The sequence below is a fragment of the Streptomyces sp. PA03-6a genome (assembly GCF_033792765.1).
Lineage (GTDB): Bacteria > Actinomycetota > Actinomycetes > Streptomycetales > Streptomycetaceae > Actinacidiphila.
This window is the reverse complement of sequence record NZ_JARAVK010000130.1, coordinates 1-25692: the sequence shown is the minus strand read 5'-3', so window position 1 is coordinate 25692 and position 25692 is coordinate 1. Positions and strand designations below refer to the sequence as shown.

Here is a 25692-nt window from a genome sequence, read left to right as displayed (position 1 = left end):
GAGGGTTGCCGCCGGGAGAACCCCGGGAACAGGAAAGAAGGTTGGGAATGATCGACAGGCGGAGCTTCGGCAAGGTTTTCGGTGCGGGGGCGGCCGCGGAGGGGGATGGCAGGATGACGTCCGGTCGTCGCCCCGCGCGTGCCGCCCGCGTGGCCGCCGCTCCCGGCCGGCCCCCTCGGGCACCGTGCGGCAGCGTCGCCGGCGGACGGCCCATCGCGCGGCTGCCGCGTCCGCATCGCGGCGGCAGGCGTCCTCGTCGCTACCGCAGGAGTTCCGTCATGTCCCACCGCACCGGCCTGATCCTCGACTTCGGCGGTGTCCTCACCACGCCGCTGCTGCCCGCCGTGCTCGCCTTCGAACGGCGCGAGGGACTGGCCGAAGGGGCGTGCATCACCGCGCTCTACCTCGACGAGGAGGGGACCCGGCGCACCCACGACCTCGAACGCGGCGCGATCACCCAGGTGGAATGGAACATCGCGGCGGCCCGCAGCCTCGGCGTGGCGCCCGACAACCTCATGGGCCGGATCTTCGCCGACCTCCGCCCCGAGACGGCCCTGATCGGCGCCGCGGCCGCCGCCCGGCGCGCCGGGGTGCGCGTGGGGATCCTGTCCAACTCCGTGGGCTTCGCGCCGTGGGACCTCTACGACGGCTACGACCTGGAGGGTTCGTACGACGCGGTGGTCATCTCCGAGCACCACGGGATGCGCAAGCCCGAGCCCGCCATCTTCGAACTGGCGCTGGAGGAGCTCGGTCTGCCCGCCGAGGCCTGCGTGTTCGTCGACGACACCGAGCAGTACCTGGCGCCCGCGGCCCAGCTGGGGCTCGCGGGCGTCCACGCCAAGGACCCCAAGGAGACGATCGCGCAGCTGGAGGTCCTGCTCGGCGTCGCACTGACCTGAGCGGCGGGACCGGGACCGGGCGGGCCGCCGTGTGCGGCCCGCCCGTGCGCGCCCGGGGTCAGATTCCGGACGCCAGCCGCCGCAGGATCCGCTCCGCCGGCTCCTCGGTGGCGTGGCGGTAGCCCGTGCCCGCCCACAGGTTGATCCGCTCGGGGTCGCCCGCGGCGGCGGCCGCCTTGCGCATCGGGCTGGTCAGGTGGTGCAGGGCCGGGTAGCCGGCCGGCGCGTGCCCGGTGTGGCGGTCGGTGAAGCCGTTGCGCAGTGCCCTCGCCGGACGGCCCGTGAACGCCCGGGTCACCACCGTCCCGGTGCGTGCCGGGTCGGCCAGCGCCGCCCGGTGCGGCGCGGAGGTGCCGGCCTCCTCCGCGCGCAGCAGGACGGTGCCGACCATGACCGCGTCCGCTCCGGCCCGCAGCGCACCGGCCACGGCGGCCGGGGTCGCCAGGCCTCCGGCGGCGACGAGCGGCAGGGGCACCGCCGCGCGCACCTCGCCGAGCAGCTCCTCGAGGGGGACGGCCGCCGGTACGTGCTGCGGGGTGAGCGTGCCGGAGTGCCCGCCCGCGGCGGACGCCTGCACGGCCAGTGCGTCCGCGCCCGCCTCCGCGGCCGCCCGGGCCTCCGCGGCCGAGGTGACGGTCAGGACGACCAGGCTTCCGGCGGCGCGCAGCGCGGAGACGACCGGGGCCTGCGGGATGCCGAAGGTGAAGCTGACCACCGCGACCGGGTCGGAGAGCAGCAGGTCGATCTTGTCCGCCCAGTGGTCGTCGTCCTCGACGATCTCCGCCGCGGGCGCGTCGATGCCGTGCGTTCCGGCGTCGGGCGCGATGGCGCGGGCGTAGCGCCGGAAGGCGTCGGGGTCCACCGGGACGGGAATGGGTGCGAAGAGGTTGACGCCGAAGGGCACCTGTTCGTGCCGGACCGCCGCGATCTGCTCGGCGAGCGCCGCGGCGGTGCGGTATCCGCCGGGCAGGAAGCCCAGGCCGCCGGCCCGGGCGGCCGCGGTGACCAGTGCGGGGGTGGAGGGACCGCCGGCCATCGGCGCGGCGAGGACCGGGGCGTCGACCCCGAGTGCGGCCAGTGGCGAGACCATGATGTGAGTGTTCCTCCTGCGGGGCGGCGACGGTCGTTCGCGAGGTGGGCACGGGACGGGCGGGTCGGCCGGGGACTTCCCGCCGGCGTCGTGGTGCGGCCCGTGTTTGCCAGTATACGACCGCCCAACTACTTTTATTAGACCGGTCGACTATCATCGGTCGTCCCTGACCCGGCCGCCCTCCGCACGCGGACGGGCGCCGTTCTTCCTACCGTTGAGCACAGAGGAGAACCGACATGAGCGCTGACCCGAAGGACGCCGCGAACGACCCGATGCGCGAGACGCTGTCCCGCTGGAAGGCCGCCTTCGACGGCCACCGGCCGGACGAGATGGCCGGGTTGTTCACCGCGGACGCCCTGTTCCAGGGGTTCGGGCCCGACACCACGGCCGGCCGGGACGAGGTGCGCGCCTACTACGAGGCCGTGACCAAGGACCGCTGGGCGGACGTGGGGAAGGTGCAGGGCTACCGCATCGGCGACGAGGTGGCCGGCGGTTTCGCCGACGTCGTCTTCCGGGGCGCGGAGGGCTGGGAGGCCGCCGTGCACCTCTCGCTGGTCCTGCAGCGCGAGGGTGAGGACTGGCTGATCCGCGCCTACCACGTCTCGCGGATCGTCACCGACCACTGAGGCCGAAGGCCACCCGTCCGCCGGGCGGAGCGCGTTGCGAGGTTCCGCCTCCCAGCAGGGAGGACGCCGGTCGTGGCGCCGCCCCGGCCCGTGGGCGCAGGGTGGAAGGGCGCAGGACCGGCGGTCCGTACACCGGTCCGGCCGCGTGCCCGCCCGTCGAAGTTCCGGCAGTTTCGAAGAGAGGCAACACCGTGAAGGAGTTCCTGGTCGAACTCACCACCACCGTCCCCGAGGGCACCGACCCCGCGGAGGTGGACCGGCGTCGCGCGGCCGAGGCCGTCCGCGCCGGGGAACTGGCCGCCGCCGGCCACCTCGTCCGGTTGTGGCGCCCCGTGGGCGAACTGCGCAGCATCGGCCTGTGGCGCGCCGCCGACGAGGCCGAGCTGTACGAGAAGGTCCTCGGCACGCTGCCGCTGTGGCCGTGGATGGCCGCGGTCGTCACCGCCGTGCAGTCCCACCCCAATGACCCGGGGAAGGTGAACGGCGACGCCTGACGGCGCACGCCCGCCGCACGCGGCACCACACGGCTTCCCGCCGCCCGGAGACGGTCGCGACGGGGAGCCGTGGTCCGTCCGGTCCCGTTCCGGAACCCACCCGTCGAGGAATGTGTCATGATCCAATCAACCCAGCGCCCGGCCGCCACACGCGGCGGCGCCCCCGGGTCACCCTGGGCCCATGTGGCCAGGGCCGGGGCGGCGCTGGCGGCGGCCATGGGGGTCGGCCGTTTCGTCTACACCCCGATCCTCCCCCTGATGCACGCTCAGGCGGGCCTGACGGCCGGGGCCGGTGCGCACCTGGCCACGGCCAACTACGTCGGCTACCTCGCCGGGGCGCTCGCCGGGACCGTCCTCCCCCGGCTGACGCGCTCCGCCGCCGTCCTGCGCGGTTCGCTGGTGCTGCTCGTCGTGAGCCTCGCCGCCATGCCGCTCACGCACGCGACCGCCGTATGGCTGGTGCTCCGGCTGGTCGCGGGCACGGTGAGCGCGACGGTCTTCGTCATCGCCGTCAGCGCGCTCCTCGGGCGGCTGCGCGCGCACCCCGCCCACCTGCCCGGCTGGGGCTTCGGCGGGGTCGGCGCCGGGATCGCGCTGTCCGGCCTGCTCGTCCTCGTCCTGCGCGGCTTCGCCGACTGGCGGGCCGCGTGGTGGGCCTCCGCCGCACTCGCCGCGCTGCTCGCCGTGCCGGCGTGGACCCTGCGGACGGAACCCGGGCCGGACGCGGCGGCCGCGTCGGTCGATGCGGTGCCCGGAGCGCCGGGGCGGACGGCGGCGCCGCGCACGCACCGCTGGTTCGGTGCCCTGTTCGCGTCGTACACGCTGGAAGGCGTCGGCTACATCATCGCCGGCACCTTCCTGGTCGCCGCGATCGACCAGGGATCACCCGGACGGCTCGGCACCGCTGCCTGGGTGCTGGCAGGGGTGGCGGCCGTCCCTTCCGCCGCGCTGTGGGCGTGGCTGGGACGGCGCTGGTCCCGCCCGGACGTGCTGCTCGCCGCGCTGGTCGTGCAGGCCGCCGGCATCGCCCTGCCGGCCCTGGTCCGGGGGTCCGCCGCCGCGCTCGTCTCGGCGTTCCTCTTCGGCGCCACCTTCATCGGCGTGAGCACGGTCGCCCTCGCGGCCGGGACGCACCTGCGGTTCCCACGCGCGGTCGCCCTGCTGACCGCCGGCTACTCGGTGGGTCAGATCCTCGGCCCCCTGGCCGTCGCGCCGCTGCTGCGCCACGGCTACCAGCAGGCACTGGTCCTGGCGGCTCTGGTCGTCCTGGCCGCCGCTGCGGCGGCGTTCGTGCTGCGCATCGGGTTCCCGCACCGCTTGGACCTGCCCGCCCCTCGGGAAGCCGCCTCCGGTGGCGTCGCCCCCGTCCGGGTTCCGGGTCTTTGACAGTTCTCGACCGGTCGTCTACTTTATATGTGACCGGTCGTCTAGTGCCGGTTTCCCCATGACACCCCCTGGAAGAAGTAACACCATGAGCATTGAGGGTCAGAAGGTCGCGGTCGTCACCGGTGCGTCGCAGGGCATCGGTGCCGGTCTGGTCGAGGCGTACCGGAAGCTGGGGTACGCGGTGGTGGCCACGTCGCGGAACATCGGCGAGTCGACGGACCCGGGGGTGGTGGCGGTGCGCGGGGACATCGCGGACCGGGGCACGGCGGAGCGGGTGATCGCGACGGCGGTGGAGCGGTTCGGCCGGGTGGACACGCTGGTCAACAACGCGGGGATCTTCGTGGCGAAGCCGTTCACGGAGTACACCGAAGAGGAGTACCGGGCCGTGATCGGGGTGAACGTCGACGGCTTCTTCCGGATCACGCAGCTGGCGGTGGAGCGGATGCTCCAGCAGGGCGGGGGACACGTCGTCCAGATCTCCAGCAGCCTCGGGGACCAGGCGGACGCGAAGGTGACGTCGGTGCTGGCGTCCCTGACCAAGGGCGGCCTGCAGTCGGCGACCCGGGCGCTGGCGACCGAGTACGCGACCCAGGGCATCCGGGCAAACGCGGTGGCGCTGGGCACGATCAAGACCCCGATGCACCCGGTGGAGACCCACGAGATGCTGGCGGGCCTGCACCCGGTGGGGCGCATGGGCGAGATCGACGACATCGTCGAGGCGGTGCTCTACCTGGAGAACGCGCCGTTCGTGACGGGTGTGACCCTGCCCGTCGACGGCGGCCAGACCGCCGGCCGCTGACCGGCTGGTCGCACAGGGCCCGAGTTCACGGCGGCGGCCCCGGACGGAGACGTCCGGGGCCGCCGCCGCGTCATGCGCCCGGGGTGGCGCTCGGGGGCCCGGAGAGTGCCGACTTGGCGCGCCGGGTCTCCTCGTCGGCGAGGACTTCCGGCCGGTCGTGGAGCAGCGCGTCCATGGTCAGTTCGGCCACCGTCCCGGCGCTGATCTTCGGGGCGTCGGTCCACGCGCTGAGTTCGGTGTCCACGAAGCTCGCGTGGACGCCCACCACCAGCGTGCCCTGGGGGTGCAGGGCCTGCCGGAGGGTGTCGGTCAGCGACCACGCGGCCGCCTTGGAGGCCGCGTACCCGGGGATCAGCGGCTGGCCGACCCAGGACGCCAGCGAGAGCATGTTGACCAGCGCCCCGCCCCCGTTCGCGGCCAGGATCGGGGCGAAGGCCCGGGAAACGGCCCAGGTGCCGAAGTAGTTGACCTCCATCGCCTGGCGGGCGCCGTCGAAGGAACCCTCCAGCAGACGGGTGCCGGCGCCGCCCGTGCCCGCGTTGTTGACGACGATGCTGACGTCGCCGGCCGCGGCGGCCGCCGCGGCGATTTCGTCGGACTTGGTGACGTCCAGGCGCAGGGGGACGAGGGTGTCGTCCACCAGGCTCTGGTCGACGAGGCTCTCCGGATCGCGGACGCCCGCGTAGACCTTGGACGCGCCGTGCGTGAGGAGCGCGCGGGCGAAGGCGCGGCCGATGCCGCGACTCGCGCCCGTCACCAGGGCGACCGACCCCTTGATGTGCATCGTGCCTCCATCCTGCGGGCGCGCCCTCCCCGGACGGCCGCGCGGTCCTCGGCGGCCCCGGGCGGTGTGCGGCAGCCCTCGGCGCAGGCGCGGATCGGCCTGCGGGGCCAGGCTAACAGCTGACTTTAAGTGTGAAAGTCAGATGACTGGGCCGGTCGGGCCGCTCTGTTCGGCCCACTGGGCGAGCCGGCGCAGGGCCCGGTCGGAGGTGGTCGCGGGCTCCGCGGTGCAGACGCCGAGGATGCGGGCCGTGTTCGGCTGCCGCTGGGGGGCGTCGAAGTCGGGCTGGAGCGTGTGGGCGAGCCGGTTGGCGGCCAGGGGGTCCGCGCGGCGCCCTGTCACCAGCGCGGCGCGCTCGGTGATCGTCTCCAGAGGCGGAGCAAGGCCAGGCCGGACGCACCCGTTGCGGCGGCAGCGGACGGGGCGCCGTGCGGGGCCGGCCTGGCCACGGCGAACGGATGGTCCCGTTCGTCGTCAGGCGCAGGGCGCGGGCGATGGCCACGAGGACGGTCCCGGACACGTTGACGTGGTGCCCGCCCTCCGGGCGTACTTTTCCGGACGTACGCAGTAGTCGACGCTGACCCCCGCGAGCCGGGCGATCTCCGTACCGCGCGGACCGGGCACCCGGCGGACGGTCGGCCCGGGGACCGGGCCGACCTGAGCGGGGGAGATCTTCGCGCGGCGTGAGCGGAGGAACTTCCCGAGCGCGGCGTTCCGGGCGTTGTCCCTGGTCATGTGCGCGTTCCCCTCCCTCACCCCACGGCGCCCACCATGGGAGTACGCGCCGCAGAGGGGTACTGCGGGAGCCTCCCGGGGCCGGGCGTCAGGCCCGGGCCCCCGCATGGTCCTCCCACGCCTGCTCCAGGGCGCGGGTGAACAGCTCGACGGGCTGCAGTCCGCTCACGCCGTACTTCTGGTTCAGCACGAAGAACGGCACGCCGCCGGCGCCGAGTTCAGCGGCCATCCGCTCGTCGGCCCGCACCTGCTGCGCGTACGCGTCGGGGTCGGCCAGGACGGCGCGTGCCTGCGCCCGGTCCAGTCCCGCCTCGGCCGCCAGGTCCAGCAGGGTCTCCGTGTCGTAGACGGAACGCTCGTCCGCGAAGTTCACCCGGAAGGCGAGGTCCAGGAGCTCCTGCTGGACGCCGTGCTCCTTGGCGAAGTGCAGGAGGCGGTGGACGTCGAAGGTGTTGCCGTGGACGCGGCCGCCGATCCGGAAGTCCAGCCCTTCGGTGCGCGCCTCGGCAGCGGCGTGCTCCTCCCGCGCGACCTGCTGCTCGCGGGTGCGCCCGTACTGCGCGGCCACGGCGTCGATGATCGGTGTCGTGCCGTTCCTGGCGTCCGGGTTGAGTTCGAACGACCGGTGCACCACCTCGACGCCGTCACGGTGCTCGAAGCCGGCGAGCGCCCGCTCGAAACGGGCCTTCCCGGCGTAGCACCAGGGGCAGGCGATGTCGGTCCAGATCTCGACGCGCATGTTTCCGCATCTCCCTGTTCGTGGGTTCGGTGAGGATGTGGGGGAGCGGCGCCGCGCGGTTTCCCCGGTGAGGGGGCAGGCCGCGCGGCGCCGCTGCCGGCGGGGTGCCGGGAGGTGTCAGGCCGCCTTGAGCTGCGCGGCGACGCGCACGACGCGCTCGGCCTGGACGCGGGCGGCGGTGCGGGTGACCTCGTCCACGGGGTTGTTGCCCTGGCCGTCCACGTGGGAGGTGCCGTAGGGGTTGCCGTCGACGAACTTGGAGGGCTGGGTGAAGCCCGGGGTGACGGTGATGCCGCCGAAGTGGTGGATCGAGGTGTAGAGCGCCAGCAGCGTGGCCTCCTGGCCCGCGTGCGCGGTGGCGCTGGAGACGAAGGCGCTGTAGACCTTGTCGATCAGCTTGCCCTCGGCCCACAGCCCGCCGAGCGTGTCGATGAACTGCTTGAGCTGCGCCGAGACGTTGCCGAAGCGGGTGGGGGTGCCGAAGATCACGGCGTCGGCCCACTCGATGTCCTCGGGTGTGGCGTGCGGGACGTGTGTGTTCGCCGCGTGGTGGGCGGCCCAGGCCGGGTTGCTCTCGATGGCGGCCTGCGGGGCGAGTTCGGCCGTCTTCACCAGGCGCACCTCGGCGCCGGCCTTGACGGCGGCGTCGTGCAGTTCCCTGGCGATCTCGGTGATGGTGCCGGTCGACGAGTAGTAGACGATGGCGAGCTTGACGGGGGTGGCCACAGGAGGCTCTCCGCTTCTTTTCGTTGCTTTGCGATGGGGGGATGGGCGAACCGGAATCACTAACTGACCGGTCGCCTATTCGAAGCTAGACGACCGGTCGACAACTGTCAAAGGCATGTGCTCGCACCGGTTCTCGCCGGAGTGCCGATCATTGAGGCCTCATTGACCCGTCAAGAAGCTAAAGTGGGGGGATGGCGTCCACGAAGCAGCAGTTGCAGCCCCTCAGCGCGAGCGAGGAGGCTTTCGTGCGCGCGCTGGGCCGGGTGCTCCTGGAGCTCCCGCGTGCCGTCGACGCCGACATGGTCGAGGGGGCGGGGCTGCCGCTCTCCGAGTACACGCCGCTGAGGCACCTGTCCGAGACCCCGGGGCGCGCGATGCGGATGAGCGAGCTCGCCGCCGCCTGCAGCCTCTCCCTCAGCGGGATGACCCGCGTCGTCATCCGGCTCGAGAAGCACGGCTGGGTGGAACGCGTCAAGTGCGCCGAGGACGGCCGTGGTTGGAACGCCGTGCTGACGGACGCCGGGCTCGAGCGCCTGGAGCAGGCCTGGCCGACGCACCTCGCCAGCGTGCGACGCCACCTCGTCGAGCCCTTCGCCGACCAGGACCTCGCCGCGCTGACCATCGCGCTGGGCCGGGTGGCGACCGACCAGGGCGCCTCCGTCTGACCTCTGCCTGTTCGCCGTCGAGGCCGGCACGCCGGCGGGCTGCGGGGCGCGGAAAAGATGTGCCGCCGTCGGGACGGTGTCTTGCCCTCTTGTTCGTCACCTGTCAAAATGGTGACATGATGCATGTGTTCAAGTGCGGCATGCCCGTGCTGGACTTCGTGGGAACCCTGAGGCGCCGTCGCAACCCGGACCCCCAGGAGATGCTCACCACGCCCGAGAGCCTCGACGCCTGGTTCCGCGAGTCGGGGCTCGTCGACGGGGACGTCCTCTCGCAGCCGTCCGACGTGGCGGAGGCGGTCTCCCTGCGGGAGGCGGTCTTCTCGCTCGTCAGGTCCGCGCTGAACAAGGAGGACTACGACACCGACGCGCTCGCGCTCCTCAACGCGGCGGCACGCAGGCCGTCCGCCGTCCCGCAGCTCACCAGGGACGGGCGCAGGGTCGAGGCGACACCGCAGCAGGCCCTGTCCTCGCTGGCCCGGGAGGCCGTGCGGCTCCTCAGCGGCCCGGACGCGGAGCTGGTCAAGGAGTGCAGCAGGCCGGAGTGCACGCAGATCTACCTCGACCGCTCGCACGGCAGCCGTCGCGAGTGGTGCGCCATGGACCCCTGTGGCAACCGCGTGAAGGCGGCGGCGTACCGCGCGCGCAAGAAGGCGGCCACGCCGCGGACGGCCGTGTCCGCGTAGCACGCCGCCGCGCGGAGCGGGTGCCCGTCGGTACGCCCGGGTGGCCGGGCCCCGTTCTGCGGGGCCCGGCCACCCGGGCGCTTGCGCAGGTGCGGCGGGGCGACGTTCAGCGCTCCGGTGTGTCCTTGGCCGCCGGCCGGTCCTCGTCGAGCCAGTGGGCGTGCCATCGCCGCGCCCAGCCCAGGGAGACGTACCCGGTGCGCATCCCGAGCCGCGCCTCGGGGTCCTGGAACGCCTTGCGGATGTGCCCGATCAGCACCAGGGCGATGGCCCAGGCCAGGAGGTCGTGCACGAAGATCGCGCTGGTGCGGGAGACCGCCGGCAGCAGGCCCGTGAACCACATCAGCAGCCCGGTGGCCGTCATGACCAGCACGACCCCGGCGAGCCAGCCCGCGTAGAGCTTCTGACCGGCGTTGAACTTGCCGGCGGGACGCATGTCCGGCGAGGTCAGCCGCCGGCGCGCGGCCCGCAGCCAGCGCTTGTCGTACGGGGCGAAGCGGTTCAGCCTGCGCAGGTCCGCACGGAAGGCGGGGGAGGCGAGTCCGAGCAGGAAGGGCAGCGGCAGCCCGATCCCCGACCATTCGTGGACCGTCGCGAGCAGGTGGCGGCGGCCGACGAGCTGGGCCAGCGGCCCCAGGTAGAGGCAGGCCGCGGTCACCAGGCACACCAGCATCAGCAGACCGGTGCCGCGGTGCACCCAGCGCTCGGCCCTGGTGAACCGCAGTACGCGCCCGGAGCGTTCAGGCGGCCTGCGCGTCGCCACGCCGGTCGGCGCCGTCGAGCCAGCCGTCGACGTCATAGCCGTACTCCTCCCAGTAGCCGGGGATGACCTCGTCGGTCACGGTGATTCCGGACAGCCACTTGGCCGACTTGTAGAAGTACATCGGCGCCGCGTAGAGCCGGACGGGGCCGCCGTGCTCGTGGCTGACGGGCTTGTCCTGCATCTTCAGGGCGACCAGCATGTCGGGGCGGCGCGCCTGGGTGAGGGTCAGGCTCTCGGTGTAGACGCCGTCGAAGCACGTGAAGTGGATCGCCTTGCCCTCGGGGCGCACCCCTGCCGCGTCCAGCAGGTCCGACAGCGGCACGCCCTCGAAGGGGGTGTCCGCCACCCGCCAGCCGTCGGTGCACTGCACGTCGCGCACGATCCGCTGCTGCGGGAGCGCGCGGAGGTCGTCGAGGGTGTACGTCCGCGGACGGTCGACGAGACCGTTGACCTTCAGCCGGTAGGTCCGCTCGTCCTTGCGGGGCACCGAGCCGACGACGCTGTAGTAGCGGAAGCCGCCCGGGTTGGGGAGCACCCCGGTGAGCCCGGTGGGGTCGGCCTGGGAGGCCGCGCCGAGGAAGTTCTCCCAGCCGCGCTGCAGCCAGGGTGCGGCGGCGACGCCGGCGACCCCGGCGCCGAGCATGCCGAGCATGGTGCGGCGCGCCACGGGGGCCCCGCGCTCCGGCTGGTTCTCCTGGTCGGCCACGGTCGTCACGCCCCCTTCCGGGAGACGAACTCGGCGGCCCGCTCGGCGATGGCGTAGACCGTCGCGTTGGTGTTCCCCGAGACGATCGACGGCATCACCGAGGCGTCGGCGACGCGCAGCCCGTCGATGCCGCGGACCCTGAGCTCCTCGTCCACCACGGCGCCCTCGTCGGTGCCGAGCCTGCACGTGCCGACCGGGTGGAAGTAGGATGCCAGGCCCTTGCGGAGGTAGGCGGCGACCGCCGCGTCGTCGTCGACGTCCACGCCGGGCAGCACCTCCTCGCCGCGCCAGCCGTCGAGCGCCCTGGCCCGGCCGATCTCGCGTGCCGCGCGGATGCCGGCGACCATGGCCCGCAGGTCACGGGGGTCGGCGTAGTAGTCCGGGTCGATCAGCGGGGCGGTCCCCGGCGAGGATGAGGCGAGCCGCACCGTGCCGCGGCTGTGCGGGCGCATCAGCGAGACGCGGATCGTGTAGCCCTCACGCGGCCCCGCGAGGGCGGGCGCATGGCTCGGGACGTCGACGAAGATGATCTGCAGGTCGGGGGCGTCGGCGGAGGGCGTGCTGCGCAGCAGGCCCAGGGCCTCCCCGTGGTTGTTCCGCGCGGCGGGGACCGGGCGGGCGGCGGAGTAGACCAGACCGGCCATCACATGGTCCTGCAGGCCGCTCCCGACGCCGGGCAGGTCGTGGACGACCTCGACACCCGACTCCCGCAGGTGCCGGCCGGGGCCGATGCCCGAGAGCATGAGCAGGTGCGGGGTGCCGATGGCGCCGGCCGTGAGGATCACCTCGCGGGTGGCGCGGGCGGTGACCTCCTCCCCTCCGGCCTCTCCTCCGGCCGTGTACGCCACCCCGGTGCAGCGGCCGCCGTCCAGCAGGACGCGGTGGACGAGCGCACCGGTCACCACGCGCAGGCCGGCCCGTCCCGACGCGGGGGTGAGGTAGGCGTCGGCGGCGCTCTGACGCCGGCCGTCGACGATGTTCAGGTCCGGCCAGCCGAATCCCTCCTCCAGCCCGGAGCTGATGTCGGCCGCCCTGCGGTGGCCCGCTTCCACGGCCGCTTCCAGACAAGCCTCCAGCACCGGGTTCGGCTCGCGTGCGGGGGCCACGGCCAGCGGCCCGTGCTGTCCGCGCGTGCGGGGGTCGCGGCCCTCCGCGCGCTCGCTGCGCATGAGGTACGGCAGGAGGGCGTCGAAGCCCCACCCCTTCGCGCCGCCGGCGGCCCAGGCGTCATAGGCGCTGCGGTGCCCGCGGGTGAAGACCATGGCGTTGATCGCCGACGACCCGCCGAGCCCCCTGCCCCGGGCGAGCGCCACGGACGTGCCGGTGGAGGCCTGCTCGGTCGTGCGGTCGCCCCAGTCGGACGACGTGCCCAGCAACCGCGGCCACGCGGGGGGAACCGGCATCGCCTCCGGGACGTCGGGGCCGCCCGCCTCCAGCAGGAGGACGCGGGCGCCGCCGTCGTCGGACAGGCGCGAAGCCAGCACACTGCCGGCCGTTCCCGCGCCCACCACGACGTAGTCGTATTCCACAGCCTGGCTCACGCGGCCTCTCCTCGGTTCCGGGGACGCGATGACCGATCTGATCACCTATTGAAGTGGTGATGACTTTCGCACAGAAAAAAGTCACCTGTCAAGACGGTGACGCACGAGGGTGCCGGGGCCACATGTCGAGACCCGGCGTCGCAAATGATCTGGTTGGCACCATTATGTGTCGCAGTTACTTGCATGGTGCAGCACTTTCCTGATCTACTCCTTGACGCAGCAAGCTATTGGCCCGGGGTCTGCGGCTCTCGCGTGCGCGCCCGTCCGGACAAGAAGAGGGATCTTCGTGAGCTTCCACCGTCGGGGCGGTGACGCACCGGGAGGTCGTGCGACTGCGATGCACCGGCCGAGTTCGACCGCCGGTGCGGTCCCCGCCCTTCATCGCCTCCCGGTACCCCCTCGCGGGTGCGGGAGTTGCGGCGGATGCCGGGAATTCGCCTGATGGACCCCCGCGCTCTTCCCGCTCGCCGTCCGAAGGATCCGGGCCGCCGCCGGCGAACCGCGCGACGGTGGCTCGATAGTGACGGTGCCTCACTTTCCGGGGATTCGGCGTGAGTAGAATCCGCGAGCCTTCCAGGGGCCGATGGAGCGTCACATCGACGTCCGGCCAGGGGAATCGGCCTCATACGTTCAAGATTTGGGATCGTTCATGACATCAGAAACATCCATACGCCGGCACGCCAGGCGGCGCAGGCCCGGCCTGCTGGCCGCGCTCGGCGCGCTGGTGATCGCGGGCTCGGTGGCCGTGCCGCTGACGGCGCAGGCGACCGGTGCCGCGCCGGCGGACACCGCCCGGCAGCGCGACTTCGCCGCGGCGGCCGACGAGTACCACCTGCCGGAGCAGGTGCTGCTGGCCGTGGCGTACCAGGAGTCGGCGTGGGACGGGCACGCGGGCGCGCACAGCGCGAGCGGTGGCTACGGTCCGATGCACCTCACCGACGTGACGGCGGAGATGGTGGCCGGTGGTGACGCCGGAGCGGTCGGCCGCAGCGACCTCGCGTCCTTCGTCGCCGACCCGGCCCTGCACACCCTCCAGGCCGCGGCGAAGCTCACCGGCCTGTCGGCGCGGGAGCTGAGGAACGACCCGGCGGCCAACATCCGCGGCGGCGCGGCGCTCCTCGCGTCGTACCAGAAGGCCACGGCCGGAACCGCCTCCGCCGAACCCGGCGACTGGTACGGGGCCGTGGCCCGTTACAGCCAGGCCTCGCAGCGGCAGGGCGCCCAGGCGTTCGCCGACCGTGTCTTCGCCACCCTGGCCAAGGGCGCCGGCCGTACCACGACGGACGGCCAGCGGGTCAGCCTGGCCGCCGTGCCGCAGGTCGAGCCCGCCAGGGCCCAGCTGGCGAAGCTGCACCTGAAGGCCGCGGCGACCGCCGACGTCGAATGCCCCACCACCGTGGACTGCACCTTCGTGCCGGCGGCGTCGACCAACGGCCAGGTGTCCAGCCGGCCCGCCAACGGGATCCGGATCGACACCATCGTCATCCACGACACCGAGGGCTCGTACGAGTCCGCCATCGCCACCTTCCAGGCCCCGGGCAGCACGACCGCCTCGCACTACGTGATGCGGTCGTCGGACGGCGCGGTGACGCAGATGATGCCCACGAAGGACATCTCCTTCCACGCGGGCAACTACTCCACGAACATGCACTCCATCGGCATCGAGCACGAGGGCTTCGCCGCGCACGGGGCCGACTGGTACACCGAGGCGCAGTACGAGGCCACGGCGGAGCTGGTGAAGTACCTGGCCGGGCGCTTTGGCGTCCCGCTCGACCGGCAGCACATCGTGGGCCATGACAACGTTGCCGGCCCGAACTCCGGGTCGGTCTCCGGCATGCACTGGGACCCGGGCACCGCCTGGGACTGGGAGCACTTCATGGCCCTGCTCGGCGCGCCCGTCACGGGCAAGCACGGGGTCGGTGACATCGGCTCGGTGGTGACCATCGCCCCCGGCTTCGAGCGGAACCAGCAGACCGCCCAGATCTGCCCGTCCGACGACCCGAGCGGTGCCACCCCCGAGTGCACCGAGGTGACGCAGGCGTCGAACACGCTGTTCGTGCGCACCGCCCCCAGCAGCACCGCGCCCCTCTTCGGGGACCCGGCGATCCACTCCGGTGCCGCCGGCACCGACCGGATCAACGACTGGGGCAACACCGTGCAGGCCGGCCAGCAGTTCGTCGTCGCCGGCAAGGAGGGCCCCTGGACCGCGATCTGGTTCAGCGGCGCGAAGGTGTGGTTCCACAACCCGTACGGCGCCAACACCATCCCGGCGCGCGGCGGTTACACCATCGTCAAGGCCGGTGTGACGCCCGCCACGCCGCCCGGCAAGGTGTACGGCTCCAGCTACCCGGACGCCTCGGAGTACCCGGCCGGGTACGGCCCCTCCACCCAGGCCCCGCTGAGCATGTACAGCATCCCGTCCGGCCAGGCGTACGTCGCCACCACGCCGCCCGCCCTGACCGACGACTACTTCAAGGGTGACGGCAAGGTCGTCTTCGGCGCCAAGAAGATGTACACGATCCAGTACAACCACCGGGTCGCCCTGGTGTACGCGGGCGACGTCATCGCCACGGAGCGTCCCGCGCACAACGACCGCTGAACCGGTCGCCGGCGCCCGTTCCGACGCGCTGAGGGTGGGGCCCGTGAGCCACGGCTTCCGGGCCCCACCCGCGTCCGGGCCCCCTGTTCCGTGACCCCTGCCCTGCCCTTCCCCGTCCTTCGCCCGCGCCGGTCCGGCGCGGGCCGGCACCCCGGTGAGCGGGACTCACCGACTGCACCACTTCTGGAGCCACAGGTGCGCACCGCACTCCTGCCCGCAGCACTCGCCACCGCCGCACTCGGTCTGTCCGCCGTCTCCTGCGCGGATGCGCCCCGCCCCGGTGGCACGGCCGCCGAGGCCCCCGCGGAGGACCTGCGGGTGGGGGCCGTCTGCTCCTCGCACTTCGCCTTCGCCACCGACGTCTCGTGCGGGCTGGTGGACCTCGGCGACGTCCGCTTCCACTGCACCGGTGAGCACGACGGCCCCTGTCCCAGGACCCGTTCCGTGACGTTCGAGAACATCGGCAGCACCTCGGTGCGGCTCGTGGCGGTCAGCGGGTCGGCGCCGGGGGAGCGGCACGAGGCCGTGTCCCGGGCGCTGCCGACCGGGGCGCGGGCGGTCGTGGCGCCGCGCGACGGTGACCGGTACCTCTTCGACGTCCTCCTGCGCGCGGAGACCGGCTCGGCGGCGGTGGGGGTCGTCGCCGTCTCCTGACGTCACCCGGTGGGACCCGCGGCAAGAGCGAGATGGCGGTGTGGTTAACATATGAGCACCGCCTAGCTCGAAAGATAAGCCTGTGACTGTCAACGAGGACCCGTTCACCGACTGGAAGCACCGCGAGGAGATCGCGGAATCGATGATTCCGATCATCGGGAAGCTGCACAGGGAGCGGGACGTGACCGTCCTGCTGCACAGCCGCTCCTTGGTGAACAAGTCGGTGATCAGCATCCTCAAGGCCCACCGCTTCGTCCGGCAGATCGCCGGCGAGGAGCTCTCGGTCACCGAGACGCTGCCGTTCCTGCACGCACTCACCACGCTCGACCTCGGCCCGTCCCAGATCGACCTCGGCATGCTCGCCGCGACGTACCGGGCCGACGACCGCGGGCTGTCGGTGGCCGAGTTCACCGCGGGGGCCGTCGCGGGCGCCACGGGTGCCAACAAGATCGAGCGCCGTGAGCCGCGCGACGTCGTCCTCTACGGCTTCGGCCGCATCGGCCGCCTCCTCGCCCGGCTGCTGATCGAGAAGGCCGGTTCCGGCAACGGCCTGCGGCTGCGCGCCATCGTCGTCCGCAAGGGGGCCGGCCGAGCGGGCGAAGACCTCGTCAAGCGCGCCTCGCTGCTGCGCCGCGACTCCATCCACGGCCAGTTCCAGGGCACGATCACCGTCGACGAGGCGAACAGCACGATCGTCGCCAACGGCAACGCCATCAAGGTGATCCACGCCGACGACCCGACGTCGCTGGACTACACCGCGTACGGCATCAAGGACGCCATCCTCATCGACAACACCGGCAAGTGGCGTGACCGCGAAGGCCTTTCGCAGCACCTGCGCCCCGGCGTCGACAAGGTCGTCCTGACCGCGCCGGGCAAGGGCGACGTCCCCAACGTCGTCCACGGCGTCAACCACGACATGATCAAGCCGGACGAGCGGATCCTGTCCTGCGCCTCCTGCACCACCAACGCGATCGTGCCCCCGCTGAAGGCGATGGCGGACGAGTACGGCGTCCTGCGCGGCCACGTCGAGACGGTCCACTCGTTCACCAACGACCAGAACCTGCTGGACAACTACCACAGCTCCGACCGCCGCGGCCGTTCGGCGCCGCTCAACATGGTCATCACCGAGACCGGTGCCGCCTCGGCCGTCGCCAAGGCGCTGCCCGACCTCAAGGCCAGGATCACCGGCAGCTCCATCCGCGTACCGGTGCCGGACGTCTCGATCGCGATCCTCAGCCTGCAGCTCGCCCGGGAGACCACCCGCGAGGAGGTCCTCGACCACCTCCGCGAGGTGTCGCTGACCTCGCCGCTCAAGCGCCAGATCGACTTCATCAGCGCCCCCGACGCCGTCTCCAGCGACTTCATCGGCTCGCGGCACGCCTCGATCGTCGACGCCGGCGCCACCAAGGTCGACGGCGACAACGCCATCCTCTACCTCTGGTACGACAACGAGTTCGGCTACTCGTGCCAGGTCATCCGTGTCGTGCAGCACGTGTCCGAGGTCGAGTACCCGACGTACCCGGCACCGCAGGTCTGAGGGTCCGCCGCGCCGGTGTGCCGGTGCGGCGGGGCGTCCCCCGGCCGCAAATCGGTTGCCCGCACCGGCGGGCGGCCCGCAGCATGGGCCGCATGAGAGCGATGCCGATGCCGGTGGGCGGGTACTGAGTGGCCGTGCACGAAGAGGAGCGCCTGGTCCTGCGCGGCCCGGGGGGACTGCCGGAACTGACGTACGTCGAGGGGGTCCGGGACGGCCGGCCCTGGGCCGACCTCGCGCAGGCGGTGGGACCGGACCCCGTACCGGCCGTGCTCGCGGGCATGCCGGGCTGGGCCGTGTCGGGTTCCGTCGAACTCGGGGAGCAGCTCGTCCGGCACGGTGCCCGGGTCCTCCGGCACGCGCACACCATGGAGCGGGACCTCGTCGCCGACCCCCCGCCGCGCGAGTGGGCCCCGGCGCCCCTGCCGGACGGACTGCGCGCCGTACCCTGCGACCGCGAGGCACACGAGCTGTTCCCCGCGTGGCGTGCCGCCTTCGGGCCGGGCCATCCCGACCACCATCAGGGAAGTGACGAGGAGGCCCTCGACGCCCAGCTGGCCCCGGTGCTGTCGGGCGCAGTGCTCGGGCCGGTCCTGCCGTGCAGCACCCTGGCCGTCGACGGGGACGGCCACGTCGTCGCGGGGGTCGTGGTGACGGACCGGGACGGCCTCCCGTGGGTCGCGACGGTCTTCCGGCAGCCGGATCCCCGTCACGCTGGCCTCGGTTCCCGGCTGCTGCGCCGGGTGCTGGCGGACGCGGCGGCCGGCGGTCTCCCGAGGATCGCCCTGGCGGTGAGCGACGGCAATCCCGCTCGCCGCCTGTACGAGCAGCTGGGGTTCGCCGTCACCGCCACCTCGCTCACCGTCCTCGTCCCCTGAGCGGAGCCGGGCGTGGGGGTGCGGCGTGCGCCGCCGCTGCCGTGCTTCAACCGCCTTTCGTGAAGCGCCCGTTCAGCAGGGCGAGGCGGCGCTCGTGCGCCCCTTCCGGCAGCCGGCCGCTGCGCATGAGGGTGACCAGGCCGTGCAGGGACGCCCAGTAGGTCTCGGTGAGGAGGTCCGGCGCGTCGCCGGCGCCCGCGACCGGCTCCACGGCCCGCAGCAGTTCGCCGAACGCCTCGCGCAGGGCCGCCGGGGCCTCGGGCGTGGCGAACGGCAGGCCGACGTGGTGGGTGAACATCGCGTCGTAGAGGGCCGGCCGCCGCCGCGCGAACGCCGTGTACGCCTCGCCCACCGCGGCGAGGGTCTCCCGCGGGCCCGCCACCGCGGTGCGCGCCTCCCGCAGTTCGGCGGCCAGCTCCGCGAACCCCTGCACCGCCACGGCGGCCATGATCGCGTCCTTGCCCTTGAAGTGGCTGTACAGGACGGGCTGGCTGTACTCGATCTCCGCCGCCAGCCGCCGCGTGGTGACCGCGTCCCAGCCCTCGGCCTCGGCCAGTTCCCGCGCGGCCGTGATGATCAGCTGCTCGCGCTCGGCTCGCTCGCGCTCCCGGCGCGTCCGGATCGTCATGGCAGGAATTCTAGCACTGCTAGACCTTCTGTCGATGCTCTGCTAGCTTCGCTCTTGTCCCTAGCACTGCTAGCAAGGAGATGTGGACGTGACCACCACCGCGTACACCCTGGCCGTCGTGCTCGACCTCCTGGTGCTCTTCATCGGAGCCCGGTTCCTGCTCCAGCCCCGCCCCGCGGCCGCCGGGTACGGCGTGCCCGCCGAAGGGGACGGGGCCGCCGCCTACCTCACCGTCAAGGGCCTGCGGGACGCCACCTTCGGGGTGATGGGCCTGGCCCTGCTCGCCTTCGCCGGTGCCCGCGCCGAGGCCTGGTTCATGCTGGTCGTGGCGCTCGCCCCGCTTGGCGACACCTTGATAGTCCTGCGGCACGGAGGCACCAAGGCGGTGGCCTTCGGCATCCACTTCGCCACCGCGGTCGTCGTCCTCGTCAGCGCCGCCCTGCTCTTCGCCGTGTGACCCGGCAGTTCCCGAAGACCGTCACCACCCGGACAAGGAGTTCGCAATGTCATTGATCGTGCCCGACTTCGACGCCTCCGTGATCGTCCGCTCCACCGAGGCCGAGGTCATCGGCCGCGCCCCCACCACCGTCCGGTTGCTGGCCGACAGCAGCGCGACGGGAGGCGCGCTCTCCACCCAGCGCGTGACCCTGACCGGGGGCGCCGACGGTGCCCGCCCGCACCGGCACGACCGGTCGGCCGAGATGTTCTACATGCTCGACGGCGAGGCCCGGTTCCTGTCCGGGGACGAGGTCGTCACCGCCGGCGCCGGCGACCTGGTCGTCGTCCCGCCCGGCCGCCCGCACGCCTTCGCCGCGGCGCCCGGGTGCGACGCCGACATGCTCATCGTCATCACCCCGGGCGTCGAACGCTTCGAGTACTTCCGCCACTTGCAGCGCATCGCCCTGGGCGAGGTCACCCCGGAGAGCCTGCTGGAGGTGCAGGAACGCTACGACACCTACTTCCTGCACAACGCGGCCTGGGACGACCGGCGCTGAGCCGGGCCGCCGTTCCGGCTCAGCGCCGGCCGGGGGCCGCGGTACGGACGAGGTGGGCACCGGAGCCCGCCAGGACCACGGTGACCACGACCGTTCCGGCCGCGCCACCGGCCTGCGAGGTGCCGAAGCCGTGCACCGCCGTGACGACGGCGGCGAGGAGGAGGACGCCTCCGAGCAGGCGCCGCCATGCGAGGACCGTGTTCACCCCGGCGCCCACCCCGCCCCCGGCGGGCGGGCATCGGGCTGCGATCATCCCCGGGTGCGGCAGATCGACGAATTGACCGACGTGGACAACCCGGCGTGGCCGGAGCTGGAGGCCATGCTCACCGGTGGCCCCGTGGCCGCCCGGGTGCTGCCCGGCGATCGTGACGAAGGGATGCGGTGCCTGCTGCAGTTGCAGGTCACCGCGCGGTCGGCGCTGGGCGCCCTGGTGCTGAACACCGGCGGGGTGCTGCTGGACGACGGGTGGGTACGGGTGTTCGGCGGCGGCCCGGCCGCCGGCGGAGGCCTGCCGAGCCTGGGGCAGGTCAACCGCTTCCCCGCGGTCCTCGACCCGGCCTGGCATCCCGGCACCGGTCTCGTCGTCGGCCACGACGCGGTGGGCGGGGTCTTCGCGCTCAACGGCCACGCTCCCGCGGCCGCCGGCCGCCCGGGAATGCCGGGCCAGATGACCTACTTCGCGCCCGACACCCTCGCCTGGGAGGCGATGGAGACGGGCTACTCCGGTTGGGTCGCCTGGCTGCTCTCGGGACGGCTGGAGACGTTCTACGACGGGCTGCGCTGGCCTGGGTGGCGCGAGGAGGCCGCTGCCCTCACCCCCGCGCAGGGGATCGCGGTGTACCCGTTCCTGTGGTCCGAGGAGGCCCACGCCGATCTCGCGGCGACCACCCGGCAGGCGGTCCCGATGCGCCAAGTCCTCGCCTTCGCAGCCGACTTCGCCCGGCGGACGGGCCCGGCGGACCCGGGGTTCCTCGGCGAGGCGTGAGTCCCCCGGCGGTTGCGGCCGCAGGTCACCGCGGGTGCGCGGGTGAAGTACCTTAAGCAGGGTCTGGTTTGGCTCGCGGGATCGAGGTCGTACGACGTGCTGGTGGCGGATCGGTATCGCTTGGACGCGCCCATCGGCCGCGGTGGCATGGGCGAGGTGTGGCGGGCGACCGACGAGGTGCTGGGACGTCCCGTCGCCGTGAAGCTCCTGCTGGGCGACGGTTCCGACGCCTCGGCGGCCGCGCGGTTCCGGCTGGAGGCGCAGACGGCGGCGCGCCTGGGTCACCCGCACGTCGTGGCGGTCTTCGACTTCGGTTCCTGGGACGGACGGTTCTTCCTCGTCATGGAACTGGTCGAGGGCGACAGCCTGGGCCAGCTGCTGGAGGCGGGGCACGTGCTCGGCGCCGAACACGTCGCGGTCGTCGCCGCGCAGGCGGCCGCGGGCCTGGCGGCCGCCCACCAGCAGGGCATCGTCCACCGCGACATCAAGCCCGGCAACCTGATGCTCGACGCCGCCGGATCGCTCAAGATCGGTGACTTCGGGATCGCCCGCTTCGTCGACGATCCGGCCGCCGCGCTCACCATGACCGGACAGATCGTCGGCACCAGCCTCTACCTCGCCCCCGAACGGGCACTGGGCCGGACCGCGGGGCCGGCCTCCGACGTCTACGCCCTCGGGTGCGTCCTGTACCAGCTGCTGACGGGCCGTACGCCGTTCCAGGGCGACAGCGCCACGGCCCTGCTCTACCAGCACATCGACAGCGCGCCCGTGCCGCCCTCCCAGCTGGGCGCCGACCTGCCCGCCGCCTTCGAGGGGTACCTGCTCGGGCTCCTCGCCAAGCAGCCGGAGGACCGGCCGACGGCCCAGGACGTGGCCGACTGGTTCCGCGCCGACGCGTGGCGCGCGCACCCGGTGTCCCTGCCCGCCACCGTGCCGTCGCACGACGCCCCGAACGTCGCGGGCCACGAGGCCGGTACCGCGGCGCAGGTGCGGCCGACGGCGACCCGCTCCGCGCGGTCGGGGCCGGCGTCGAGGCGGCGGGCGGCTCCGGCGCAGCGACGCAGCCCCGGCGAGTTCATCCGCTACCGGCCCCGCGTCGCGAGCGCCATCGCCGGGGTGGTGGCCTTCGCGGTTGCGGTGCTCCTCGGCATGCTCCTGTTCTCACCGGAGAGCAGCTCCGCGAAGACCCCCACCACCGGTCCGAGCGCGACGCCGACCCAGGGGACCGGGCCCGCGCCCGGCGCCGGCGCGCCGTCGGCCGGCCACGACGACCAGGGCGACGACCAGGGCGACGACGACTCGGACGACGAGGACTGAGCCGGGAGACGGGGCGCGGACCGGGCGGGCCGGTCAGCCCACGTCTCCCGCGCCCGGTGCGACCGCACCGGCGGCGACCAGTCCGATGATCAGTACGCCGAGGAGCACGCGGTAGACCACGAACGGCGTGAAACTGTGCGTGGAGACGTACTTGAGGAACCAGGCGATGGCCGCGTAGCCCACGACGAAGGCGATCCCGGTGGCGAGCAGCGTCGGCCCCCAGGCGGGGGCGGCGCCGTCGCCGATCTTGAACAGCTCCAGGGTGCCGGAGGCGAGCACGGCGGGGATGGCCAGCAGGAACGAGTAACGGGCCGCCGCCTCACGGCTGTAGCCGAGGAAGAGCCCCGCGCTGATGGTGCCGCCGGAGCGGGAGACGCCGGGGATGAGGGCGAGGGACTGGGCGAAGCCGTAGCCGAGGGCGTGGGGGAGCGTCAGCTCGGTGATGGGCTTGGCGTTGCGGATCGCCCGGCTGCGGTCGGCCACGGCGAGGACCAGCCCGAAGAGGATCAGCACGGTGCCGGTGATCCGCAGATCGCGCAGTGACGTCTCGATGCTGTGCTGGAACACCGCGCCGAGGACCGCGATGGGGATCGTCCCGATGATGACGAACCAGCCCATGCGGGCGTTCGGGTCCTTGCGCCGGTCGGGCACGAAGAGGGACGTCGTCCAGGCCTTGACGATCGAGACGATGTCGCGGCGGAAGTAGATCAGCACGGCCGTCTCGGTGCCCAGCTGCGTCACGGCCGTGAAGGCGGACCCCGGGTCCTTCCAGCCGGCCAGGGCGGAGAACACGCGCAGGTGCGCGCTGGAGGACACGGGCAGGAACTCGGTGAGCCCCTGCAGCAGGCCGAGGACGGCGGCTTCGAACCAGGACATCGGGGGGTGACTCCACGGATGGTCGGGGCGGCGGCCCGGCGGCGGCGCCGCTCGGGGGAGGTGCGCGACATGAGGTCGTACGGTGGCAGTGGCCGCAGACGGGCGGGATGCGGCCCGCGGTGCATCGGGCCGTGCCGCCGGCCGCCGGCCCCTGCGGGCCACCCGCAGAACTACCACGTCAGGTAAAGAAGTTCCCAAGACGCCCTGATGGCCGAGCGGTCTCCGGCCGGTCGTGAGGGGGAAGGGTGGGCGGTGACCAGGGGTCCGTCCGTCGACCGTGGCTTTTGCGCTTCCTTTACCATGGGGGGAACCCGTCGTACCGAGCACGAAGAAGGAGCCGCGGTTCCCGCGATGGACCATCCCCCGAGTACCGACCGTGTCATACCCCGTCAGGCCCGCCGAGGCGTGGGAACGGGGGTGACACGGTGACCGAAGTGCTGCTCCTCCTGCTGGCCCTGCTGCTGACCCTGGCCTGTGCGGTGTTCGTCGCGGCGGAGTTCTCCCTGACCACGGTGGAGCGCGGTGAGCTGGAACGTTCCGCCGCCGCCGGTGAGCGCGGCGCGGACGGCGCCCTCAAGGCCGTGCGGCGGCTGACGCTGCAGCTGTCCGGCGCGCAGCTGGGCATCACGGTGAGCTCGCTGGTCATCGGCATGCTCGCCGAACCGTCCCTGGCGGTGCTGCTGAGCGGCCCGATCGAGGCCGCCGGCCTGCCCGAGGGCGCCGCGTCCATGACGGCGACCGTCCTGGGTGTCGTCGTCTCGACCGTGGTGCTGATGGTGATCGGCGAGCTGGTGCCCAAGAACTGGGCGATCTCCAGCCCGCTGGCCGTCGCCAAGGTGGTGGCCGGGCCGCAGCGCGGCTTCACCGCGGCCTTCTCGCCGCTGATCAACCACCTCAACGGCGCCGCGAACCGCCTGGTGCGCCGGTTCGGCCTGGAACCGGCCGAGGAACTGGCCTCCGCCCGCACACTGGACGAGCTGCGGGCCCTGGCCCGCCACTCCGCCGCCGTGGGCGTCCTGGAGCCCGACTCCGCCGAGCTCTTCGTCCGCACGCTCCACCTGAGCGAGCTGACCGCGGAGAACGTCATGACCCCGCGCGTGGACGTACGGGCCCTGGAGGCCCACGCGAGCGCCGCGGACGCCGCCGCCCTGTCGCTGTCCACCGGGCTGTCCCGCTTCCCCGTGTACAGGGACGGCCTCGACGAGGTCATCGGCACCGTCCACATCCGTGACGTCCTGGCCCTTCCGGCCGCGGAACGCGCCACCACACCCGTGAGCGCCCTGGCCACCGGGCCGCTGCTCGTGCCCGACAGCCTGCCCGTGAACCGGCTGCTGGACCGGATGCGCCGCCGCCGCACCATGGCCGTCGTCATCGACGAGTACGGCGGCACGGCCGGTGTCGTCACCGTCGAGGACGTCGTGGAGGAGGTCGTCGGCGACGTGCGCGACGAGCACGACCCCCAGCAGCGGCCCGACCTCGCCCCCGTCGGCGACGGGTCCTGGGAGGCCGACGGCAACGTCCGCATGGACCAGCTCGCCGGCATCGGCCTGACCGCCTCCGAGGGCCCGTACGAGACCGTCGCCGGGCTGCTGGCCGCCACCCTCGGCAGGATCCCCGCCCGGGGCGACGCCGCCGAGGTCGACGGCTGGCGCTTCACCGTACTCAGCGTCGACCACCACGTCGCCGAGCGGGTCCGCGTCGCACGCATCCCGGAGGACGTCCGATGACCGCCCTGCAGCTCGCCGTCGGCGCCCTCACGCTGCTGACGAACGCCTTCTTCGTGGGCGGCGAATTCGCCCTGATCTCCGTACGGCGCAGCCAGATCGAGCCGCGCGCGCAAGGGGGCGACAAGCGCGCCCGCACCGTGCTGTGGGGTCTGGAACACCTGTCCGCCCTGCTGGCCACCGCGCAGCTGGGCATCACCGTCTCCTCGCTGGTGCTGGGCGCGGTCGCGGAGCCCGCCATCGCGCACCTGCTGGAGCCGGGCTTCGAGGCCGCGCACGTCCCGCACGCGCTGGTGCACCCGATCTCGTTCGTGATCGCCCTGACCGCGGCCACCTACCTGCACATGCTGGTCGGCGAGATGGTGCCCAAGAACATCGCGCTCGCCGCACCCGAGCGGGCCGCGCTGCTGCTCGGCCCGCCGCTGGTGAACGTCACCCGCGCGCTGCGCCCGGTGGTCTTCGGCATCAACGCCTTCGCCAACGCCCTGCTGCGGCTGCTGCGCGTCGAGCCGAAGAACGAGGTCGCGGCCGTCTTCACCGACGACGAACTGGCCCGCCTGGTCCAGGACTCCAGCGCCGCCGGCCTGCTCGACGTCACGGGCGGCGAGCGCCTGCGCGACGCCCTGGAACTCGGCAGCCGCCCGGTGGGCGAGATCCTCGTACCGGCCGGCCGCATGGTCACCGTCGGCGAGCGGGTCACCCCGGACGAGCTGGAGCGGACCGCCGCCGCGTCCGGCTACTCCCGTCTGCCGGTCACCGGCGCCGACGGTGGCGTCCTGGGGTACCTCCACATCAAGGACACCCTCGGCGCCGCAGAGCGCGACCGTCCCTTCCCCCCGAGCGCCTTCCACCCCGTCATCCGGCTC

The 25692-nt window shown here is 73.1% G+C and carries 27 protein-coding genes and 1 pseudogene; 17 read left to right on the top strand and 11 right to left on the bottom strand.

All coding sequences use genetic code 11. From position 1 onward, the window contains the following. The first annotated feature begins 278 nt into the window (after window positions 1-278). Complete coding sequence (locus PV350_RS27695) at window positions 279-899, top strand: HAD-IA family hydrolase (protein WP_499510550.1); 621 nt, start codon at window positions 279-281, stop codon at window positions 897-899. 58 nt (window positions 900-957) lie between these two features. Here PV350_RS27695 and PV350_RS27690 read toward each other — a convergent pair whose 3' ends face one another. After that, window positions 958-1989 carry an NAD(P)H-dependent flavin oxidoreductase gene (locus PV350_RS27690; RefSeq protein ID WP_500336674.1) on the bottom strand — a complete coding sequence of 344 codons (1032 nt, stop codon included), beginning with the start codon at window positions 1987-1989 and terminating at the stop codon, window positions 958-960. A 236-nt stretch (window positions 1990-2225) separates the two neighbouring features. On the opposite strand from PV350_RS27690, the gene PV350_RS27685 reads away from it, so the two are divergent. From PV350_RS27685 to PV350_RS27670, 4 genes are all read left to right on the top strand, one after another. Further along, window positions 2226-2615, top strand: coding sequence for an SgcJ/EcaC family oxidoreductase (locus PV350_RS27685; protein WP_499510548.1), 390 nt, complete (start codon window positions 2226-2228; stop codon window positions 2613-2615). 191 nt (window positions 2616-2806) lie between these two features. Beyond that, window positions 2807-3109, top strand: coding sequence for a muconolactone Delta-isomerase family protein (locus PV350_RS27680; RefSeq protein WP_500336672.1), 303 nt, complete (start codon window positions 2807-2809; stop codon window positions 3107-3109). Window positions 3110-3226: 117 nt separating this feature from the next. Further along, window positions 3227-4495: a YbfB/YjiJ family MFS transporter gene (locus PV350_RS27675; RefSeq protein WP_500336670.1), complete on the top strand. Its 1269-nt coding sequence runs from the start codon at window positions 3227-3229 to the stop codon at window positions 4493-4495. 85 nt (window positions 4496-4580) lie between these two features. Next, complete coding sequence (locus PV350_RS27670) at window positions 4581-5294, top strand: SDR family NAD(P)-dependent oxidoreductase (protein WP_500336669.1); 714 nt, start codon at window positions 4581-4583, stop codon at window positions 5292-5294. Window positions 5295-5364: 70 nt separating this feature from the next. Here the strand turns inward: PV350_RS27670 and PV350_RS27665 are convergent, their stop codons facing one another. From PV350_RS27665 to wrbA, 4 genes and pseudogenes are all read right to left on the bottom strand, one after another. Continuing rightward, window positions 5365-6078 (bottom strand): SDR family oxidoreductase, encoded by a 714-nt coding sequence (locus tag PV350_RS27665; protein WP_499510544.1) that lies wholly within the window; start codon window positions 6076-6078, stop codon window positions 5365-5367. Between the two features lie 138 nt (window positions 6079-6216). Further along, window positions 6217-6462, bottom strand: a pseudogene (locus PV350_RS27660) (hypothetical protein); the annotation flags it as partial. A gap of 439 nt (window positions 6463-6901) precedes the next feature. Then, window positions 6902-7552 (bottom strand): DsbA family oxidoreductase, encoded by a 651-nt coding sequence (locus PV350_RS27655; protein ID WP_499510543.1) that lies wholly within the window; start codon window positions 7550-7552, stop codon window positions 6902-6904. A 117-nt stretch (window positions 7553-7669) separates the two neighbouring features. Continuing rightward, a complete protein-coding gene (wrbA, locus tag PV350_RS27650) occupies window positions 7670-8278 on the bottom strand; it encodes an NADPH-dependent FMN reductase family protein (protein ID WP_499510542.1) in 609 nt (202 codons plus the stop codon). 191 nt (window positions 8279-8469) lie between these two features. Between wrbA and PV350_RS27645 the strand changes: the two genes are divergently transcribed. Continuing rightward, window positions 8470-8943 carry a MarR family winged helix-turn-helix transcriptional regulator gene (locus PV350_RS27645; RefSeq protein ID WP_499510541.1) on the top strand — a complete coding sequence of 158 codons (474 nt, stop codon included), beginning with the start codon at window positions 8470-8472 and terminating at the stop codon, window positions 8941-8943. A 119-nt stretch (window positions 8944-9062) separates the two neighbouring features. Continuing rightward, window positions 9063-9626, top strand: coding sequence for a CGNR zinc finger domain-containing protein (locus PV350_RS27640; RefSeq protein WP_499516758.1), 564 nt, complete (start codon window positions 9063-9065; stop codon window positions 9624-9626). Between the two features lie 106 nt (window positions 9627-9732). Here PV350_RS27640 and PV350_RS27635 read toward each other — a convergent pair whose 3' ends face one another. Genes PV350_RS27635 through PV350_RS27625 form a run of 3 tightly spaced genes read right to left on the bottom strand, consistent with a single transcriptional unit; the run spans window position 9733 to window position 12624 of the window. Further along, on the bottom strand, window positions 9733-10425 hold the full coding sequence (locus PV350_RS27635; RefSeq protein WP_500336668.1) for a cytochrome b/b6 domain-containing protein: 693 nt from the start codon (window positions 10423-10425) through the stop codon (window positions 9733-9735). After that, entirely contained in the window at window positions 10367-11041 is a 675-nt protein-coding gene (locus tag PV350_RS27630; protein WP_500336677.1) for a molybdopterin-dependent oxidoreductase, read from the bottom strand. Before PV350_RS27630 ends, PV350_RS27635 begins: the two co-directional genes overlap by 59 nt. A 59-nt stretch (window positions 11042-11100) precedes the next feature. Next, window positions 11101-12624 carry a GMC family oxidoreductase gene (locus tag PV350_RS27625; protein ID WP_500336676.1) on the bottom strand — a complete coding sequence of 508 codons (1524 nt, stop codon included), beginning with the start codon at window positions 12622-12624 and terminating at the stop codon, window positions 11101-11103. Window positions 12625-13285: 661 nt separating this feature from the next. Here PV350_RS27625 and PV350_RS27620 point away from each other — a divergent pair. From PV350_RS27620 to PV350_RS27605, 4 genes are all read left to right on the top strand, one after another. Further along, window positions 13286-15235: an N-acetylmuramoyl-L-alanine amidase gene (locus PV350_RS27620; protein ID WP_500336667.1), complete on the top strand. Its 1950-nt coding sequence runs from the start codon at window positions 13286-13288 to the stop codon at window positions 15233-15235. Window positions 15236-15430: 195 nt separating this feature from the next. Next, window positions 15431-15889, top strand: a complete 459-nt coding sequence (locus tag PV350_RS27615) for a hypothetical protein (RefSeq protein ID WP_499510538.1) — start codon at window positions 15431-15433, stop codon at window positions 15887-15889. A gap of 82 nt (window positions 15890-15971) precedes the next feature. Then, window positions 15972-17426, top strand: a complete 1455-nt coding sequence (locus PV350_RS27610) for a glyceraldehyde-3-phosphate dehydrogenase (RefSeq protein ID WP_499510537.1) — start codon at window positions 15972-15974, stop codon at window positions 17424-17426. A 134-nt stretch (window positions 17427-17560) separates the two neighbouring features. Further along, window positions 17561-18301: a GNAT family N-acetyltransferase gene (locus PV350_RS27605; protein ID WP_500336662.1), complete on the top strand. Its 741-nt coding sequence runs from the start codon at window positions 17561-17563 to the stop codon at window positions 18299-18301. A 46-nt stretch (window positions 18302-18347) separates the two neighbouring features. On the opposite strand, the gene PV350_RS27600 is transcribed toward PV350_RS27605, so the two are convergent. After that, window positions 18348-18929, bottom strand: coding sequence for a TetR/AcrR family transcriptional regulator (locus PV350_RS27600; RefSeq protein ID WP_499510535.1), 582 nt, complete (start codon window positions 18927-18929; stop codon window positions 18348-18350). 88 nt (window positions 18930-19017) lie between these two features. Between PV350_RS27600 and PV350_RS27595 the strand changes: the two genes are divergently transcribed. Further along, a complete protein-coding gene (locus PV350_RS27595; protein ID WP_499510534.1) occupies window positions 19018-19386 on the top strand; it encodes a DUF4267 domain-containing protein in 369 nt (122 codons plus the stop codon). Between the two features lie 46 nt (window positions 19387-19432). Continuing rightward, window positions 19433-19924, top strand: coding sequence for a cupin domain-containing protein (locus PV350_RS27590; protein WP_499510533.1), 492 nt, complete (start codon window positions 19433-19435; stop codon window positions 19922-19924). A 19-nt stretch (window positions 19925-19943) separates the two neighbouring features. On the opposite strand, the gene PV350_RS27585 is transcribed toward PV350_RS27590, so the two are convergent. Beyond that, on the bottom strand, window positions 19944-20129 hold the full coding sequence (locus PV350_RS27585; protein ID WP_499510532.1) for a hypothetical protein: 186 nt from the start codon (window positions 20127-20129) through the stop codon (window positions 19944-19946). A 54-nt stretch (window positions 20130-20183) separates the two neighbouring features. On the opposite strand from PV350_RS27585, the gene PV350_RS27580 reads away from it, so the two are divergent. Both PV350_RS27580 and PV350_RS27575 read left to right on the top strand, forming a co-directional pair. Next, window positions 20184-20909, top strand: coding sequence for a DUF2625 family protein (locus PV350_RS27580; protein WP_500336661.1), 726 nt, complete (start codon window positions 20184-20186; stop codon window positions 20907-20909). 102 nt (window positions 20910-21011) lie between these two features. Further along, window positions 21012-22226 (top strand): serine/threonine-protein kinase, encoded by a 1215-nt coding sequence (locus PV350_RS27575; RefSeq protein ID WP_499510530.1) that lies wholly within the window; start codon window positions 21012-21014, stop codon window positions 22224-22226. A gap of 33 nt (window positions 22227-22259) precedes the next feature. On the opposite strand, the gene PV350_RS27570 is transcribed toward PV350_RS27575, so the two are convergent. Further along, complete coding sequence (locus PV350_RS27570) at window positions 22260-23102, bottom strand: undecaprenyl-diphosphate phosphatase (protein ID WP_499510529.1); 843 nt, start codon at window positions 23100-23102, stop codon at window positions 22260-22262. Window positions 23103-23527: 425 nt separating this feature from the next. Here PV350_RS27570 and PV350_RS27565 point away from each other — a divergent pair, with 425 nt between their 5' ends. Together PV350_RS27565 and PV350_RS27560 are read left to right on the top strand one after the other, a co-directional pair. Next, window positions 23528-24829, top strand: a complete 1302-nt coding sequence (locus PV350_RS27565) for a hemolysin family protein (protein WP_500336659.1) — start codon at window positions 23528-23530, stop codon at window positions 24827-24829. Then, window positions 24826-25692, top strand: an 867-nt coding sequence (locus PV350_RS27560) for a hemolysin family protein (RefSeq protein ID WP_500336657.1), incomplete at its 3' end; no start/stop codon positions are given. The genes PV350_RS27565 and PV350_RS27560, both read left to right, overlap by 4 nt.

Bases quoted from the DNA above. Each gene is read 5' to 3' on its own strand.
- PV350_RS27695 (WP_499510550.1), top strand. From the start codon at position 279: ATGTCCCACCGCACCGGCCTGATCCTCGACTTCGGCGGTGTCCTCACC.
- PV350_RS27690 (WP_500336674.1), bottom strand. From the start codon at position 1,989: ATGGTCTCGCCACTGGCCGCACTCGGGGTCGACGCCCCGGTCCTCGCC.
- PV350_RS27685 (WP_499510548.1), top strand. From the start codon at position 2,226: ATGAGCGCTGACCCGAAGGACGCCGCGAACGACCCGATGCGCGAGACG.
- PV350_RS27675 (WP_500336670.1), top strand. From the start codon at position 3,227: ATGATCCAATCAACCCAGCGCCCGGCCGCCACACGCGGCGGCGCCCCC.
- PV350_RS27670 (WP_500336669.1), top strand. From the start codon at position 4,581: ATGAGCATTGAGGGTCAGAAGGTCGCGGTCGTCACCGGTGCGTCGCAG.
- PV350_RS27665 (WP_499510544.1), bottom strand. From the start codon at position 6,078: ATGCACATCAAGGGGTCGGTCGCCCTGGTGACGGGCGCGAGTCGCGGC.
- PV350_RS27655 (WP_499510543.1), bottom strand. From the start codon at position 7,552: ATGCGCGTCGAGATCTGGACCGACATCGCCTGCCCCTGGTGCTACGCC.
- PV350_RS27645 (WP_499510541.1), top strand. From the start codon at position 8,470: ATGGCGTCCACGAAGCAGCAGTTGCAGCCCCTCAGCGCGAGCGAGGAG.
- PV350_RS27640 (WP_499516758.1), top strand. From the start codon at position 9,063: ATGCATGTGTTCAAGTGCGGCATGCCCGTGCTGGACTTCGTGGGAACC.
- PV350_RS27635 (WP_500336668.1), bottom strand. From the start codon at position 10,425: ATGACGTCGACGGCTGGCTCGACGGCGCCGACCGGCGTGGCGACGCGC.
- PV350_RS27630 (WP_500336677.1), bottom strand. From the start codon at position 11,041: ATGCTCGGCATGCTCGGCGCCGGGGTCGCCGGCGTCGCCGCCGCACCC.
- PV350_RS27620 (WP_500336667.1), top strand. From the start codon at position 13,286: ATGACATCAGAAACATCCATACGCCGGCACGCCAGGCGGCGCAGGCCC.
- PV350_RS27600 (WP_499510535.1), bottom strand. From the start codon at position 18,929: ATGACGATCCGGACGCGCCGGGAGCGCGAGCGAGCCGAGCGCGAGCAG.
- PV350_RS27590 (WP_499510533.1), top strand. From the start codon at position 19,433: ATGTCATTGATCGTGCCCGACTTCGACGCCTCCGTGATCGTCCGCTCC.
- PV350_RS27570 (WP_499510529.1), bottom strand. From the start codon at position 23,102: ATGTCCTGGTTCGAAGCCGCCGTCCTCGGCCTGCTGCAGGGGCTCACC.